General features: G+C 59.8%; 12 protein-coding genes. 6 read left to right on the top strand and 6 right to left on the bottom strand.

Going from position 1 to position 13466, the window contains the following annotated elements; all coding sequences use genetic code 11:
• The first annotated feature begins 44 nt into the window (after positions 1-44).
• Genes B6S09_RS07515 through B6S09_RS07500 form a run of 4 tightly spaced genes read left to right on the top strand, consistent with a single transcriptional unit; the run spans position 45 to position 4798 of the window.
• Positions 45-641, top strand: coding sequence for a TRAP transporter small permease subunit (locus B6S09_RS07515; RefSeq protein WP_094277883.1), 597 nt, complete (start codon positions 45-47; stop codon positions 639-641).
• 2 nt (positions 642-643) lie between these two features.
• Positions 644-2014 (top strand): TRAP transporter large permease, encoded by a 1371-nt coding sequence (locus B6S09_RS07510; protein ID WP_094277882.1) that lies wholly within the window; start codon positions 644-646, stop codon positions 2012-2014.
• A 27-nt stretch (positions 2015-2041) separates the two neighbouring features.
• Positions 2042-2821, top strand: coding sequence for a 3-hydroxybutyrate dehydrogenase (locus B6S09_RS07505; RefSeq protein WP_094277881.1), 780 nt, complete (start codon positions 2042-2044; stop codon positions 2819-2821).
• A 9-nt stretch (positions 2822-2830) separates the two neighbouring features.
• Entirely contained in the window at positions 2831-4798 is a 1968-nt protein-coding gene (locus tag B6S09_RS07500) for an acetoacetate--CoA ligase (RefSeq protein ID WP_208321708.1), read from the top strand.
• 46 nt (positions 4799-4844) lie between these two features.
• Here B6S09_RS07500 and B6S09_RS07495 read toward each other — a convergent pair whose 3' ends face one another.
• From B6S09_RS07495 to B6S09_RS07485, 3 genes are all read right to left on the bottom strand, one after another.
• The gene (locus B6S09_RS07495; protein ID WP_439331557.1) at positions 4845-5144 is read right to left on the bottom strand and encodes a DksA/TraR family C4-type zinc finger protein; all 300 of its coding nucleotides are present in this window, start codon (positions 5142-5144) and stop codon (positions 4845-4847) included.
• Positions 5145-5192: 48 nt separating this feature from the next.
• Positions 5193-6005 (bottom strand): DODA-type extradiol aromatic ring-opening family dioxygenase, encoded by an 813-nt coding sequence (locus B6S09_RS07490; RefSeq protein ID WP_094277878.1) that lies wholly within the window; start codon positions 6003-6005, stop codon positions 5193-5195.
• 448 nt (positions 6006-6453) lie between these two features.
• Complete coding sequence (locus B6S09_RS07485; protein ID WP_243832807.1) at positions 6454-6918, bottom strand: DoxX family protein; 465 nt, start codon at positions 6916-6918, stop codon at positions 6454-6456.
• 145 nt (positions 6919-7063) lie between these two features.
• Here B6S09_RS07485 and B6S09_RS07480 point away from each other — a divergent pair, with 145 nt between their 5' ends.
• Complete coding sequence (locus B6S09_RS07480) at positions 7064-7939, top strand: LysR family transcriptional regulator (protein WP_094277877.1); 876 nt, start codon at positions 7064-7066, stop codon at positions 7937-7939.
• Positions 7940-7973: 34 nt separating this feature from the next.
• Here the strand turns inward: B6S09_RS07480 and betA are convergent, their stop codons facing one another.
• The 3 genes from betA to betI all read right to left on the bottom strand — a co-directional run bounded on the left by betA (position 7974) and on the right by betI (position 11836).
• Positions 7974-9656 carry a choline dehydrogenase gene (betA, locus tag B6S09_RS07475; RefSeq protein WP_094277876.1) on the bottom strand — a complete coding sequence of 561 codons (1683 nt, stop codon included), beginning with the start codon at positions 9654-9656 and terminating at the stop codon, positions 7974-7976.
• 123 nt (positions 9657-9779) lie between these two features.
• Positions 9780-11243, bottom strand: a complete 1464-nt coding sequence (betB, locus tag B6S09_RS07470) for a betaine-aldehyde dehydrogenase (RefSeq protein WP_094277875.1) — start codon at positions 11241-11243, stop codon at positions 9780-9782.
• On the bottom strand, positions 11234-11836 hold the full coding sequence (betI, locus tag B6S09_RS07465) for a transcriptional regulator BetI (RefSeq protein WP_094277874.1): 603 nt from the start codon (positions 11834-11836) through the stop codon (positions 11234-11236). The genes betB and betI overlap by 10 nt, the downstream gene beginning before the upstream one ends.
• A 384-nt stretch (positions 11837-12220) precedes the next feature.
• Between betI and fdhA the strand changes: the two genes are divergently transcribed.
• Complete coding sequence (gene fdhA, locus B6S09_RS07460; RefSeq protein ID WP_094277952.1) at positions 12221-13417, top strand: formaldehyde dehydrogenase, glutathione-independent; 1197 nt, start codon at positions 12221-12223, stop codon at positions 13415-13417.
• The last annotated feature ends 49 nt before the right edge of the window (positions 13418-13466 follow it).

The raw sequence follows: 13466 nt of genomic DNA, 5'->3' as shown, positions 1-13466 counted from the left end.
CACCGCCGTGCCCGCTCTGTGCGGATGCGACTGAGGAGGTTGTTATGTCAAAAGAACCCCGTTCCCCTGCCGTGCTGCCCCACAACCAGCTGTCATTATGGCTGGACCGGCTGGTGTCCGGCGTAGGCAGGCTCAGTGCCTGGCTGTGGCTGGCGGTGCTGGTGGTGGTGATCACCAATGTATTCAGCCGTTTTGTATTGTCGGCGGGCTCGATTGCACTGGAAGAGTTGTCCTGGCACTTGTTCGGCATCGCTACCATGCTCTCGCTGGGTTATGCGGTGGTCGAGGATGACCATGTGCGGGTGGACGTACTGAGAGAGCGCTTTTCCCTGCGCACTCAGGCCCGTATTGAGCTGGCGGGTATTCTACTGCTGGCGCTGCCGATTATGGCACTGATGATAGACACGCTCATCCCCTACGCCTGGAAGGCCTGGGTATATACGGAGCGTTCCCAAGCCCCCAGCGGCCTGCCTTACCGCTTTATTTTCAAGAGTGTATTGCCTCTGGGGCTGATGCTGGTTGCGCTGGCACTGTTTTCCCGCGGGCTGCGCTGCGCCACCTTGCTGTTTAACTTTCCACGCCGTATCGGCTCGCCTGAAAAAGTGAAGCGGGTCAGCTGGCTGCCAACCCCGGAGAAATGACCATGGAGCTGGAAACACTGCTGGTGGTGGCCATGTTCGCCACCTTTATGGGGCTTTTGCTGCTGGGTTTCCCGGTGGCGTGGGTACTGGCCGGCACCGGACTGCTGTTTGCCCTGGCCGGTTATGTGATGGTAGAGCAGTTTGATGCCAATCTCTGGTTCACCTGGAACGGCACCATAGGGGTACTGGATGCCCGCCTGTTCGGCATCATGGCCAATGAGCTGATGGTAGCACTGCCGTTGTTCATTTTTATGGGCATCATGCTGGATCGCTCCGGCATTGCCGAACGGCTGATGCACAGTCTGGTACGGGCCCTGGGGCCGCTGCGGGGTGGCTATGCACTCACCGTGGTGATTGTGGGTATGCTGCTGGCGGCTTCCACCGGCATTGTAGGGGCTTCTGTGGTGCTGCTGGGCATGCTGTCTATCGGCCCCATGTTGCAGGCCAACTATAACCGCAGCCTGGCCGTGGGCACTGCCTGCTCGGTGGGCACGTTGGGTATTCTGGTTCCCCCCAGCATTATGCTGGTGCTGATGGCCGACCGGCTGGGCACTCCCTCTGCCTCGGTGGGCAAGCTGTTTATGGCGGCGCTGCTGCCCGGCGTGATGCTGGGCGTCATGTATGTGCTTTATATCGTGCTGCTGGCCTGGTTTAAAAAAGACGCGGCACCGGCTCCCGAGCACAAGCAGGCCATGGACGCCCGTGCCTGGCTGGATGTGGCGATGGCCGTGCTGCCCCCGCTGGGGCTGATAGGGGTGGTGCTGGGCTCGATTTTTAATGGCATTGCCACGACCACCGAAGCCTCGGCGGTGGGGGCGCTCGGGGCCATGGTGCTGGCCTTGTGCAGCCGCCGGCTGAACTGGCAGGTGCTGCGCGATTCGCTTTATCAGACCAGCCGAACCACCGCCTTTATTTTCGGTATTTTCATCGGTGCCACCGTATTTGCCGCCGTGCTGCGGGGGCTGGGTGGCGACGATGTGATCCGTGCGGCCATCACCGGGCTGCCCTTTGGCACCACCGGGGTGATGCTCACCATCCTGTTTATTACATTTCTGCTGGGGTTCTTCCTCGACTGGGTGGAAATCACCCTGATCATTCTGCCGCTGGTCGCCCCGGTGGTGTTTTCTCTGGGGGTGGAGCCGGTGTGGTTTGCGGTGCTGTTTGCGCTTTGTCTGCAAACGTCCTTTCTGACGCCGCCGGTGGGGTTTGCCCTGTTCTACATCAAGGGGGTATGCCCGCCCGAGATTACCACCCAGGACATTTACCGGGGAGTCGCCCCTTTTATCTGCCTGCAGCTGCTGGGGCTGGGGCTGGTGTTTGTGTTTGAGCCCCTGGCAACCTGGCTGCCCGCTTATGTCTATGGCGGACAGTAACGATGCATATTACAAGGAGAGACAGTCATGCGTCTTGAAAACAAAGTGGCGTTGATTACCGGTGCCGGTCAGGGCATTGGCCGGGCTATTGCCCGGCATTATGCCCGGGAAGGAGCCCGGGTAGCGGTCGCCGATCTCAGCCTGGCCAGTGCCGAGCAAACCGTGCTTGGCATTGTGGCCGAAGGGGGCGAGGCCATTGCCCTGGAAATGGATGTGACCAATGAGCAGGCGGTCAATGCCAGTGTGGCCCGGGTCGTACAGCACTGGGGCCGGCTGGACATCGCCCTGGCCAATGCCGGAATTCAGCATATTGAACCGGTACACAAGCTGGATTATGCCGACTGGCAGCGAGTGCTGAATGTGCACCTTGACGGTGCCTTTCTGCTCACCCGGGCGGTGCTGACTCCCATGTATGCCAATGGGGGCGGTGTCATGCTCTATATGGGTTCGGTCCATTCTCTGGAGGCCTCGCCACTCAAGGCACCCTATGTGGCGGCCAAACACGGCATGCTGGGGCTGTGCCGCACCGTGGCCCGGGAAGGAGCCGAACAGGGTGTGCGCAGTAATATTATCTGTCCGGGCTTTGTGCGTACTCCTCTGGTGGACAAGCAAATTCCCGAGCAGGCCCGGGAACTGGGCCTGAGTGAAGCGGAAGTGGTGCGTAATGTCATGTTGAAACACACCGTGGATGGTGAATTTACCACCCTGGAAGACGTTTCCGAGCTGGCTGTTCATCTGGCGGCATTTCCGTCGGCGGCCCTGACCGGTCAGTCGGTGGTGGTCAGCCACGGCTGGCACATGCAATAGGTGGCGGCCATGGAGCATAACAAGGTGCTCTGGACACCCACTCAGGTCTTGTGTGAACACAGTCAGATGGCGCGTTATATCCGCAGGCTGGAACAGCGGGGGCTGGGCCGCTTTTCCGGCTATGAGGCCCTGCATGCCTGGTCTGTGACCGAGCCGGAAGCATTCTGGCAGTCGGTGTGGGACTTCTGTGAACTGTGTTGCCACACCCCGGCAGATCGGATGCTGGGCAGGCAGGAAATGCCGGGTGCTGAGTGGTTCCCAGGTATGCGCATGAACTTTGCCGGCAACCTGTTGCGCCATGGCACGGGGCCGCTGTCCGGTCAGGATGCCGTGGTGAGTCATGACGAAGGCGGCCGTCCGATCCGGCATAGCTTTGCCGATCTTTACCGGGATACCGGTGCGCTGGAAGCCTGGTTGCGCGCCAGCGGTGTGAAGCAGGGAGACCGGATTGCCGGGGTGGTGACGCATGGCTATGAGGCGCTGGTGGCGATGCTGGCGGCGACCAGCATGGGGGCGGTATGGAGTTCGGCCTCACCGGATTTCGGTGCCGACGCCATTATCGATCGCTTCGGCCAGATTGAACCGGCGGTATTACTGCTGGTGAACGGTTATCGCTACGGTGGCAAACAGTATGACCGGCGCGACGAGTTTGCCCGGGTGGTGCAGGCGCTGCCCGGCCTGAAAGCGGTACTAAGCGTGCCTTGTCTGCCGGAAACCGGCAACGGGAAAGCACAGCCGGTGACCGAGTGGCAGGACGCGCTGGCGCAGGGGTGGGGCAGCGAGCCGTCCTTTACGCCGCTGCCGCCGGATCATCCGGTTTATATTCTGTATTCCTCGGGGACCACCGGAAAACCCAAATGCATCGTGCACGGGGCGGCGGGGGTGCTGGTGAATCACGCCAAAGAGCTGATATTACATGGTGATATGAGGCCTGGCGACCGACTGATGTATTACACCACCTGCGGCTGGATGATGTGGAACTGGCAGGCGTCGGCGCTGCTGGCCGGGGTAACCCTGATCACCGTGGACGGTGCCCCCGGCTATCCGGATCTTAACCGGTTGTGGGCTCTGGCCGGGCAGGAGCGGGTAACCCACTTCGGGACCAGTGCCCGCTTTCTGGCAGAATGCCGCAAGGCCGCGCTGGCACCGGGTCAGCGTGTTGATCTGAGCGCCTTGCGGGTGCTGTTTTCCACCGGCTCGCCACTGTTGCCGGAAGATTACGACTGGGTGTATGGCACCTTGCCAGCGCAGGTGATGCTGGGATCCATTGCCGGCGGCACCGATATTTGTGGTTGTTTTGTGGGTTGCTGCCCGTTACTGCCGGTGCGACGGGGAGAAATACAATGCCGCTTGCTGGGCGTGGATGTGGTGGCGGTGAACGAACAGGGTCAGGAAACCCGTGACCGGGGCGAGATGGTGTGCCGGCAGCCATTACCCTCCATGCCGCTGGGGTTCTGGCAGGACCAGGATCATCAGCGCTATCGGGCCGCCTATTTTGACACTTTTCCCGGGGTGTGGGCCCATGGCGATTATGTGGCCTTTACCGAGCAGGGAGGTGCGGTGATCTATGGTCGTTCCGACGCAACGCTGAATCCGGGCGGCGTGCGCATCGGTACCGCGGAAATTTATCGGCAGGTCGAGCGGGATCCGGCCATCAGGGACAGCCTGGTGGCCGCTCGCCAGGCCGGAGGCGATGTGGAAGTGGTGTTGCTGGTGGTGGCGGATCAGACGTTGAATGAAGAGCAGCATCACATGCTGCGGCAGCGCATTCGTACCGGTGCCAGCCCCCGGCACATGCCCCGGCATATTGTGCAGGTGCCGGATATTCCCTATACCCGCAGTGGCAAAAAGGTGGAGTTGGCGGTAACCCGCTTGCTGAACGGCCATGCCGGCAGTGATAACCGGGATGCGCTGGCCAATCCCCAGGCGCTGGCAGCCATTCGCCGATGCCTGCAGCAGGCCGGTTTGCTGACATAAACCGGCGCTGTGCCCGCCAGCCACAGGTAGTATTTTCTGGAAAATGCTACCTTAACTGGCTGTCTTTACTGGCTCGGCGGTTAATGCTGCTGCTTTGATGCTGTCTTTCCTGTTTACTCTGGCATTCGATGCACAGCCGCACTCCCGGCACCGCCTGACGCCGGGCGTCGGGAATGGGAGCTTCGCATTCCTCGCAGTGGCTCAGGCTGTCGCCGGCACTGAGCCGGTTGCGGGCAGTTTGTACCGCATCCTCCACACTGGCATCTATTTGCTCCTGCACGGCACCGTCCCGTGACCATCCTCCGGCCATGTTGTCGTCCTGTTCATCGTGGATTGGAGCTGTCATCTTGGCACCGACAGGATCCGGTTGCCGTGCGCCGGGCGGCAAAAACGCTCAATGGCCGGTGTCACCGAACCAGCAGAACAAGCCGGCCTGCTTGTGCAGAATAGTGAGCGAGAGATGCTGATCACAGGCCCGGCCAGCCAGTCCGTAGCACAGGTGCAGGGGTAGCAAATGCTCTTCCCGCGGGTGGCAAAAACGGGCATAAGGTGCCTGTTCCCAGTGCACCAGGCGGTCCTTGCGTTCTTCCTCGGTCAACGCCGGATCGGTACAGGTTTGAGTCAGCCAGTGCTCAAAGGCCCGGTTTTTATCGTTTGCTTCGGGACGTTCAGTAAAGAATTCGTGCATATTGTGAAAGGAAAAACCGGAGCCGATCACCAGCAGGCGCTGGCCCTTCAGTGCTCGCAGCGCCTGTCCCATGGCCAGGTGAAAGCCGGCATCCATATGGCTGGCCAGCGACAGCTGCACACAGGGAATATCGGCCCCGGGATACATCAGTTTCAGCGGAACAAACATGCCGTGATCAAAACCGCGGTTGTCGTCCAGCCGGCATGGCAGACCGGCGGAATGCAGCGCCTGTTGTACCTGCTGCGCCAGGGCGGGGGCACCGGGGCAGGGGTATTCAATCTGATAGGACTCGGGCGGAAAGCCGTAATAGTCGTAGATAAGGCCGGGCCTGGCTCCGGAGGTCAGGGTGGGCTCGGTTTCTTCCCAGTGGGCGCTGACCAGCAGAATGGCGTCCGGCCGGGGCAGTTCGCTGGCCAGTTGAGTGAGGCTGGCGACCAGCTCGGCATGAGCGGGATCCCCGAGCAGCGGCAATGGGCCACCACCGTGGGAAAGAAAGACGATGTCGGTGAATGAGGTCATGGTGATCTCCTGGTGTTGGTCGCTGATTTTAGATATATGGGGCACTGGACTCCCGTCCCCGTCCATACGGGGATAACGCCTTTGCGGAAATAACGTATCTGACCATCCTCCGTCGCTCCCGCGGAGGCGGGAGCCCAGGGCAGAGATGCATACTCTTAACCAAAAGCGCCTTCTGGGGAGTGATGCTCCTAATGAAGAACGTATCTGACTATCCACCGTCGCTCTCGCGGAGGCGGGAGCCCAGGGCAGAGATGCATACTCTTAACCAAAAGCGCCTTCTGGGGAGTGATGCTCCTAATGAAGAACGTATCTGACTATCCACCGTCGCTCCCGCGAAGGCGGGAGCCCAGGGCTGATGTGCACGTTCTCAACCAAAAATGCCATCTGGCGAATTGGCTCCCGTCCCTGTCTGTACGGGGATGATGTTCCTTCGCGGAAGTGCCGGTGATCAGCCGCGGTTCTTGGCGGCCAGTTTGCTCAGCAGCCACTGGTCGAGGGAGTAGCGGCCGGCACCCTGAATGGCCAGAGCCGCGGTGGCGGCGAACAGCGCCAGGGCATACTCGTAACCATTGTTGGCCATGAACAGGCCGTTACCGATGTGTACGCTGAACAGGGCTACCAGCATGGTGAAGGCGGACACAATCGCTGCTGGCCGGGTCAGCAGACCCAGTGCCAGGGCCAGACCGCCGAAGAACTCGGCGCTGCCGGCGAGCAGGGCCATCAGAAAGCCGGGCTCAAGGCCGATACTGGCCATCCACTGTCCGGTACCGTCCAGGCCGTAGCCGCCAAACCAGCCAAACAATTTCTGAGCACCGTGTGCGGCGAGGATAATGCCGAGGGGCAAGCGCAGTACCAGGGCAGCCAGGCCGGAATCGGAACGCAGCAGGGTGTGAGTCAGTCGGGTGTTCATCATGGTCTCCTCCTCAGGATAATCGTTGTTCCCGTTTCAGCATCGGGGCATGGAGGACACTTTACTATCATCATATTGATAGATTAATCGGGCTGATATTGTTTTATTATAAACATATTGTTGATTATAAACTCCCGGGAGTCTGTTCATGGATCGTATTGATACCATGCGTGCCTTCGTTACTGTGGTCACCGAAGGCAGTTTTACCCGCGCTGCGGAGCGGCTCGGCTGGTCCCCCCAGCTGGTCAGCAAATACGTGGCCCGGCTGGAAGCCCGGCTGGCGACTCGCTTGCTGAACCGCTCTACCCGCAAGGTGCATGTGACCGAGGCAGGGCGGCGTTATGCCGAACGGGCACGGCAGGTGCTGGATAATCTCGACGAGATGGAACAAGGGTTGAGCGAGGATCAGCCCCGGGGCCGGTTGCGGATCAGTGCCCCGGTGTCGTTCGCCACCCGGCATCTGGCTCCCCTGCTGTGTGACTTTCAGCGTGCTCACGAGCATGTGAGTGTGGATTTGCAACTGAATGATCGCAAGGTGGATATTGTGGAGGAAGGCTTTGATATCGCGCTGCGTATCGGTCACCTTAAAAGCTCCTCGTTGATTGCCCGGCGCATGGCACCGGTGCGTCTGGTAATCTGCGCCTCGCCGGATTACCTGGTCCGCCATGGCACACCGGAGCATCTGTCGGAGCTGGGGCAGCATCGTTGTCTGCACTACAGCTATATGGAACAAGATATCGGCCTGGCACAGGAGGCGGCACTTTCCTGTAATAATGGGGATGTGCTGGTGGAAGCGGCCATTCAGGGGGCTGGTATCACGGTTCAGCCTACCTTTATTGTCGGCCCGGCCATTGCCGACGGGCGGCTGAAAGTGCTGCTGCCCGGGCAGGCACCTGCACCCATGGGGTTGTATGCGGTGTATGCTCACCGCACCCTGTTGCCGGGCAAGATCAGCCGTTTTATCGATTTTATGGACGGTTACTTTGGCGATCCGCCCTGGTGGGACGATTTTGAGCAGGGCTGAGGCGGTATTCTACCGCCTCGTTCCAGAACAGTGATTAACCGGTCTGACGTGCCGGCTGGCCGGCACGTTGCTGGTTTTGCCACTCGGGATCCAGGCCGATTTCTGCCTCGGACGGTGCCAGCGGGGTTTTTCCCCGGATCAGATCGGCGGCCCGCTCCGCCACCATGATGGTGGGGGCATTGAGGTTGCCGTTGGGAATGGTAGGGAAGACAGAAGAGTCCACCACGCGGAGGCCTTTGATGCCATGTACTTTGGCTTCCGGGTCGACCACCGCCAGTTTGTCTGTGCCCATTTTGCAGGTGCAGGAAGGGTGGTAGGCGCTTTCCACCGCCTCGCGCACAAAGGCATCGATTTGTTCATCGGTGTGAATATGCTCACCTGGCTGGATTTCCGCTTCCCGGTAGGCATCCATCGCCGGCTGATTGATAATTTCCCGGGTCAGCCTTACGCAGGCGCGGAAGCCTTCGCGGTCTGCTTCGTGCTCCAGATAATTGAAGCGAATGCGCGGCGCAGTGCCGGGATCGGCGCTGGCCACTTTTACATATCCCCGGCTTTGCGGCTTGTTGTGACCGATATGCACCTGAAAGCCATGGCCGTCAAACGCCTCACGGCCATCGTAGCGCATGGCAGCAGGCAAAAAGTGATACTGCAGATCGGGCCATTCCACTCCGGCTTTGGAACGGATAAAGCCGCAGGATTCAAAGTGGTTGGTGGCACCCAGGCCGTCTTTTTTGAGCAGCCAGCGGCTGCCAATCAGAAACTTGTTCCACGGATCCAGCTTGCCATTGAGAGAAATGGGCTGTTTGCAACGGAACTGGAAATAGAACTCCAGGTGATCCTGCAGGTTTTCGCCCACCCCGGGCAGCTCGTGCTGCACCTCAATGCCGGCGCTTTCCAGTGTTTCCCTGGCACCGATGCCGGACAGCTGCAGCAGGTGTGGTGAGCCGATGGAGCCGGCGCTGAGAATGACCTCCTTGCCGGCGCGCACGTCCTGTACCTGGCCGTTTTGTTCATAACGTACGCCTACCGCCTGTTTACCTTCCAGCAGTACCTTGTGCGCCAGGGCGTGGGTTACCACGGTCAGGTTGGGACGATCCATGGCCGGCCGCAGGTAGGCGTTGGCGGTAGACCAGCGCACGCCGTTTTTTACCGTCATGTGCATGGGGCCGAAGCCTTCCTGCTGGCGGCCATTGTAGTCGGGAGTGTGGAAGTAACCGGCTTCCACCCCGGCGTCCACAAAGGCCTGGTACAGGGGGTTTTTCATCTGATTGCCGTTATTTACCCCGAGCGGACCCTGTTCACCGCGATAGTCGTCACCGCCGAAGGCCCAGGTTTCCGCCTTCTTGAAATAGGGCAGGCAGTGGGCATAGTCCCAGCCGTCGGCACCGTGCTGTTGCCATTCGTCAAAGTCGCGGGCATGGCCACGCACATAGACCATGCCGTTGATGGAGGAGGAGCCGCCCAGCACCTTGCCACGCGGGCAATGCATGCGACGCTGATCGAGAAAGGGCTCAGGCTCGGTCTCGAACTGCCAGGCATACTTTTTGGTGTTCATGGGAATGGACAGGGCCGTTGGCATCTGAATAAAGATGCTCTTGTCGCTGCCGCCGGTTTCCAGCAGCAGCACGGAGTACTGACCGTCTTCAGTCAGGCGGTTGGCGAGCACACAGCCGGCGGAGCCGGCACCTACGATGATGTAGTCGAAAGTGGTATTCATGGTATTACCTCGAATTCGGTTTTCTGTTCGCACTATCACTGGTGGGCATGAAGGCCAGTGTTGTCACTCCCGCGCAGGCGGGAGTCCATGTATGTCCGCCGACTGGCCCTTCGTTATCACGGTTTAAAACGGGCTTTCCAGTTTGTTCATGCCCACATACACCGCTTTCAGCTGGGTGTAATGGTGCAGTGTGGTCAGTCCGTTCTCCCGGCCAACACCGGACAGCTTGTAACCGCCCACGGGCATTTCGGCGGGGGAAGCACCATAGGCATTAATCCAGCAGATACCTGCCTGCAGCTGGTGAATCATCCGGTGTGCCCGGCGGATGTCCCGGGTAAATACGCCGGCGGCCAGGCCGGTGTCGGTGTCATTGGCGCGCGCTACCACCTCCTCTTCGTCTTCAAAGGTCAGTACCGACATCACCGGGCCGAAGATCTCTTCCCGGCAGATGGTCATCTGGTCATGGCAGTGGGTGAAAATGGTGGGGGCTACAAAATAGCCATTGGGGGCGGATGCCGGGCGCAGCGCCTCGCCGCCGAGGGCCAGGGTGGCACCTTCTTCCACACCCTGGCGGATGTAGCCCAGCACTTTGTCCTGGTGGGCTTTCGAGATCAGCGCCCCGAAATTGGTGGCGGGATCCATGGGGTCACCGGCCACAATATTGTTGCGGGTGCGTTCCAGCAGTTGTTCCATAAAGGCCGGGTAAATGCGGTGATGTACAAACACCCGGGTGCCATTGGTGCAGATCTCGCCCTGGGTGTAGAAGTTACCGAGCATGGCGGCAGACACCGCATCATCCAGATCCGCATCATCAAAGATAATCAGCGGCGACTTGCCGCCCAGCTCCATAGTGACTTCCTTCAGGCTGCCGGCGGCAGCGGCCATGACCCTTTTGCCGGTGCTGACCTCACCGGTGAAGGACACCTTGGCGATATCCGGGTGGCCGGTCAGCCAGGCACCCACCGCCCCGTCGCCCTGCACCACGTTGAACACCCCGGCGGGTATCCCGGCTTCAATAAATATTTCGGCCAGTTTGAGTGCGCCCAGCGGGGTTTCTTCCGAGGGCTTGAAGATCATGGCGTTGCCGCAGGCCAGAGCCGGTGCGGATTTCCAGCAGGCGATCTGCAGCGGATAGTTCCAGGCACCGATGCCGGCGCAAATGCCGAGCGGCTCCCGGCGGGTATAGTAGAAATCGCCGCCTAGATCCTGCTGGTTGCCTTCGATGGAAGGGGCCAGACCGGCGAAGAATTCGATGCTGTCGGCACCGGTCACCACGTCCACCACTGAGGCTTCCTGCCAGGGCTTGCCGGTGTCCAGCACCTCAATACGTGCCAGCTCGTCGTTGCGCTCACGCAGCAGGGACACCGCCCGTTGCAGAACACGGGCCCGCTCCATGCCGGTCATGGCTGACCACTGCGCGAAGCCGCGCCGGGCGGAAGTGATGGCCAGTTCCTTGATGTGCTCGTCGGCGATTTCCACTTCATAGCTGACCTCGCCGGTGGCGGGATTGGCCACGTTGAAGGTATCGCCGGACCGGTTGGCCACATAGCGGCCGTCGACAAAGTTCAGGTGCCGGGTTAATGACATTGGAACACTCCATGTTGCTGTAGCAGATCGGTGATGAATTTTTTGCACAGTTGTTCGCCGTCGCGGAATTCCTGATCCGGGGCCGGGCTGAGCGCACTGCGCAGCCAGAAACCGTCGATCAGGGCGGCGGTCTGGTGGGCGGCAATTTTTGCCTGTTCCGGCCCCAGCAGGGGACGGAAGGAATAGCGCAGATTGCTGATCAACCGCTGGCTGTTCACCTGCTGCAACCGGGCCAGACGAGGGTCATGCATGGCCTGGGCCCAGAAACTCAGCCACGACTTGGTGGCCGGGCGCGAGCGCTGGAACTCGGTGAAGTTGGCTTCCACAATGCGCATCAGCCGTTGTTGCGGGCTGATGTCGGCACTGGCGCGACTGAGCAGGGCCTGCTTAAGCTCATCCAGCAACTGGCGAACGGTAGCTTCAATCAGCTCCTGTTTACCGCCGAAGTAGTGGCTGATGATGCCCGATGACATGCCGGCCAGCCGGCTGATGCTGTTAATGGTGGTGTTCTGCAGGCCGTATTCGGCAACCGAGGCCAGGGTGGCGTCGATCAGCTGTCTCCTGCGGGTATCCTTGATTCCGGTAATAGGCATAATTTTTTGTTGATTGATCGTTCAATAAAAATGAGCTTAAGGACAGACTTTCAAATGATCAAGTGAAATTTGTTGCTGAAATGAGCGGGGATGTATGCTTTTTCACGAGTTGAAGGGACTACCTTTTAACTTGAAAAAACCAACATTTAACAAATTATTGGCTTAGGTCGGTGCTTCCTTGCGCGGTACCGTAAAACGCCGTTATCGGCTTTACGACAGAAGGCATGTCTTGTTTGGATAAGTAGGTGTCTTAATCAGCAATGTTGCAAAAGGGTTTCGGCAGTCTACTGGGGGCTTGCCGGAGAAGGTGATTCTGCTTCCCGGCCTGGTACGTTCCGGCCCCTGCCGGGACGTCAAACCCGTTAAGCAAGAAGGATGCTGAACATGTGCGCGATACACGGTAACAGAGGTGTGGTTTACACCGGTCCCGGCAAGGTTGAAGTCCAGTCCATCGCCTTTCCCGAGTTGTCTCTCGGAAACCGGGCCTGCCACCACGGGGTTATCCTCAAGGTGGTGTCCACCAACATCTGCGGCAGCGACCAGCACATGGTGCGCGGCCGGACTACGGCACCCTCCGGCCTGGTGCTGGGCCATGAAATTACCGGTCAGATCATCGAGTGTGGCCGCGATGTGGAATTCCTCAAGGTGGGCGACATCGTGTCGGTGCCGTTCAATATTGCCTGTGGCCGCTGCCGCAACTGTAAAGAAGGAAAAACCGGCATTTGTCTGAATGTTAACCCGGCTCGCCCCGGCGCGGCTTATGGCTACGTCGACATGGGCGGCTGGGTCGGTGGCCAGTCTGAATACGTGATGGTGCCTTACGCCGATTTCAACCTGCTCAAGTTCCCGGATCAGGATCAGGCGCTGGAGAAAATCCGTGATCTGACTCTGCTGTCGGATATTTTCCCCACCGGTTTCCACGGTTGCGTCACTGCCGGCGTGGGCCCGGGTTCCACTGTCTACATTGCCGGTGCCGGTCCGGTCGGCCTGGCCGCCGCCGCTTCGGCACAGCTGTTGGGTGCGGCCTGCGTGATCGTGGGTGACATGAATCCGGAGCGTCTGGCCCAGGCCCGCAGCTTTGGCTGTGAGACCATTGACCTGCGTGAAGAAGGTTCAATGGAAGACAAGCTGGAAGTTATTCTCGGTGAGCGGGAAGTGGACGCCTTTGTCGATTGCGTTGGTTTCGAAGCCCATGCCTGTGGCTGTGATCATGGCAAAGAGGCACCGGCCAGCGTGCTCAACTCGGCCATGCAGATCACCCGTGCCGGCGGCCAGATTGGTATTCCCGGCCTGTACGTCACCGAAGATCCGGGTGCGGTGGATGCGGCGGCCAGAGAAGGTGCACTCAGTATGCGCTTTGGTCTGGGCTGGGCCAAGTCCCACTCCCTGCACACCGGTCAGTGCCCTGTGATGAAATATCACCGTCCTCTGATGCAGGCTATCCTGTTTGACAAGGTGCAGATTGCCAAGGCGGTCAACGTACAGGTGATTACTCTGGATCAGGCCGTGCAGGGCTATGCCGATTTCGATGGTGGCGTGGCCAAGAAGTTTGTTATCGACCCGCACGGTATGGTGGCCTGAGCTTCTTCCAGGGTTGGATAACACGGCCCGGTTCACCAGCGGTGAACCG

It is taken from the genome of Oceanimonas baumannii (assembly GCF_002245495.1).
GTDB classification, from domain to species: domain Bacteria; phylum Pseudomonadota; class Gammaproteobacteria; order Enterobacterales; family Aeromonadaceae; genus Oceanimonas; species Oceanimonas baumannii.
Note: the sequence above shows the minus strand (reverse complement) of the source record. Positions and strands in the feature narration are given on the sequence as shown.

Excerpts from the sequence above, each read along its gene's own strand:
- B6S09_RS07495 (WP_439331557.1), bottom strand. The coding sequence starts at position 5,144 with ATGACAGCTCCAATCCACGATGAACAGGACGACAACATGGCCGGAGGA.
- betA (WP_094277876.1), bottom strand. The coding sequence starts at position 9,656 with ATGAATACCACTTTCGACTACATCATCGTAGGTGCCGGCTCCGCCGGC.
- B6S09_RS07485 (WP_243832807.1), bottom strand. The coding sequence starts at position 6,918 with ATGATGAACACCCGACTGACTCACACCCTGCTGCGTTCCGATTCCGGC.
- B6S09_RS07505 (WP_094277881.1), top strand. The coding sequence starts at position 2,042 with ATGCGTCTTGAAAACAAAGTGGCGTTGATTACCGGTGCCGGTCAGGGC.
- betB (WP_094277875.1), bottom strand. The coding sequence starts at position 11,243 with ATGTCATTAACCCGGCACCTGAACTTTGTCGACGGCCGCTATGTGGCC.
- fdhA (WP_094277952.1), top strand. The coding sequence starts at position 12,221 with ATGTGCGCGATACACGGTAACAGAGGTGTGGTTTACACCGGTCCCGGC.
- B6S09_RS07510 (WP_094277882.1), top strand. The coding sequence starts at position 644 with ATGGAGCTGGAAACACTGCTGGTGGTGGCCATGTTCGCCACCTTTATG.
- B6S09_RS07490 (WP_094277878.1), bottom strand. The coding sequence starts at position 6,005 with ATGACCTCATTCACCGACATCGTCTTTCTTTCCCACGGTGGTGGCCCA.
- B6S09_RS07480 (WP_094277877.1), top strand. The coding sequence starts at position 7,064 with ATGGATCGTATTGATACCATGCGTGCCTTCGTTACTGTGGTCACCGAA.
- betI (WP_094277874.1), bottom strand. The coding sequence starts at position 11,836 with ATGCCTATTACCGGAATCAAGGATACCCGCAGGAGACAGCTGATCGAC.
- B6S09_RS07515 (WP_094277883.1), top strand. The coding sequence starts at position 45 with ATGTCAAAAGAACCCCGTTCCCCTGCCGTGCTGCCCCACAACCAGCTG.
- B6S09_RS07500 (WP_208321708.1), top strand. The coding sequence starts at position 2,831 with ATGGAGCATAACAAGGTGCTCTGGACACCCACTCAGGTCTTGTGTGAA.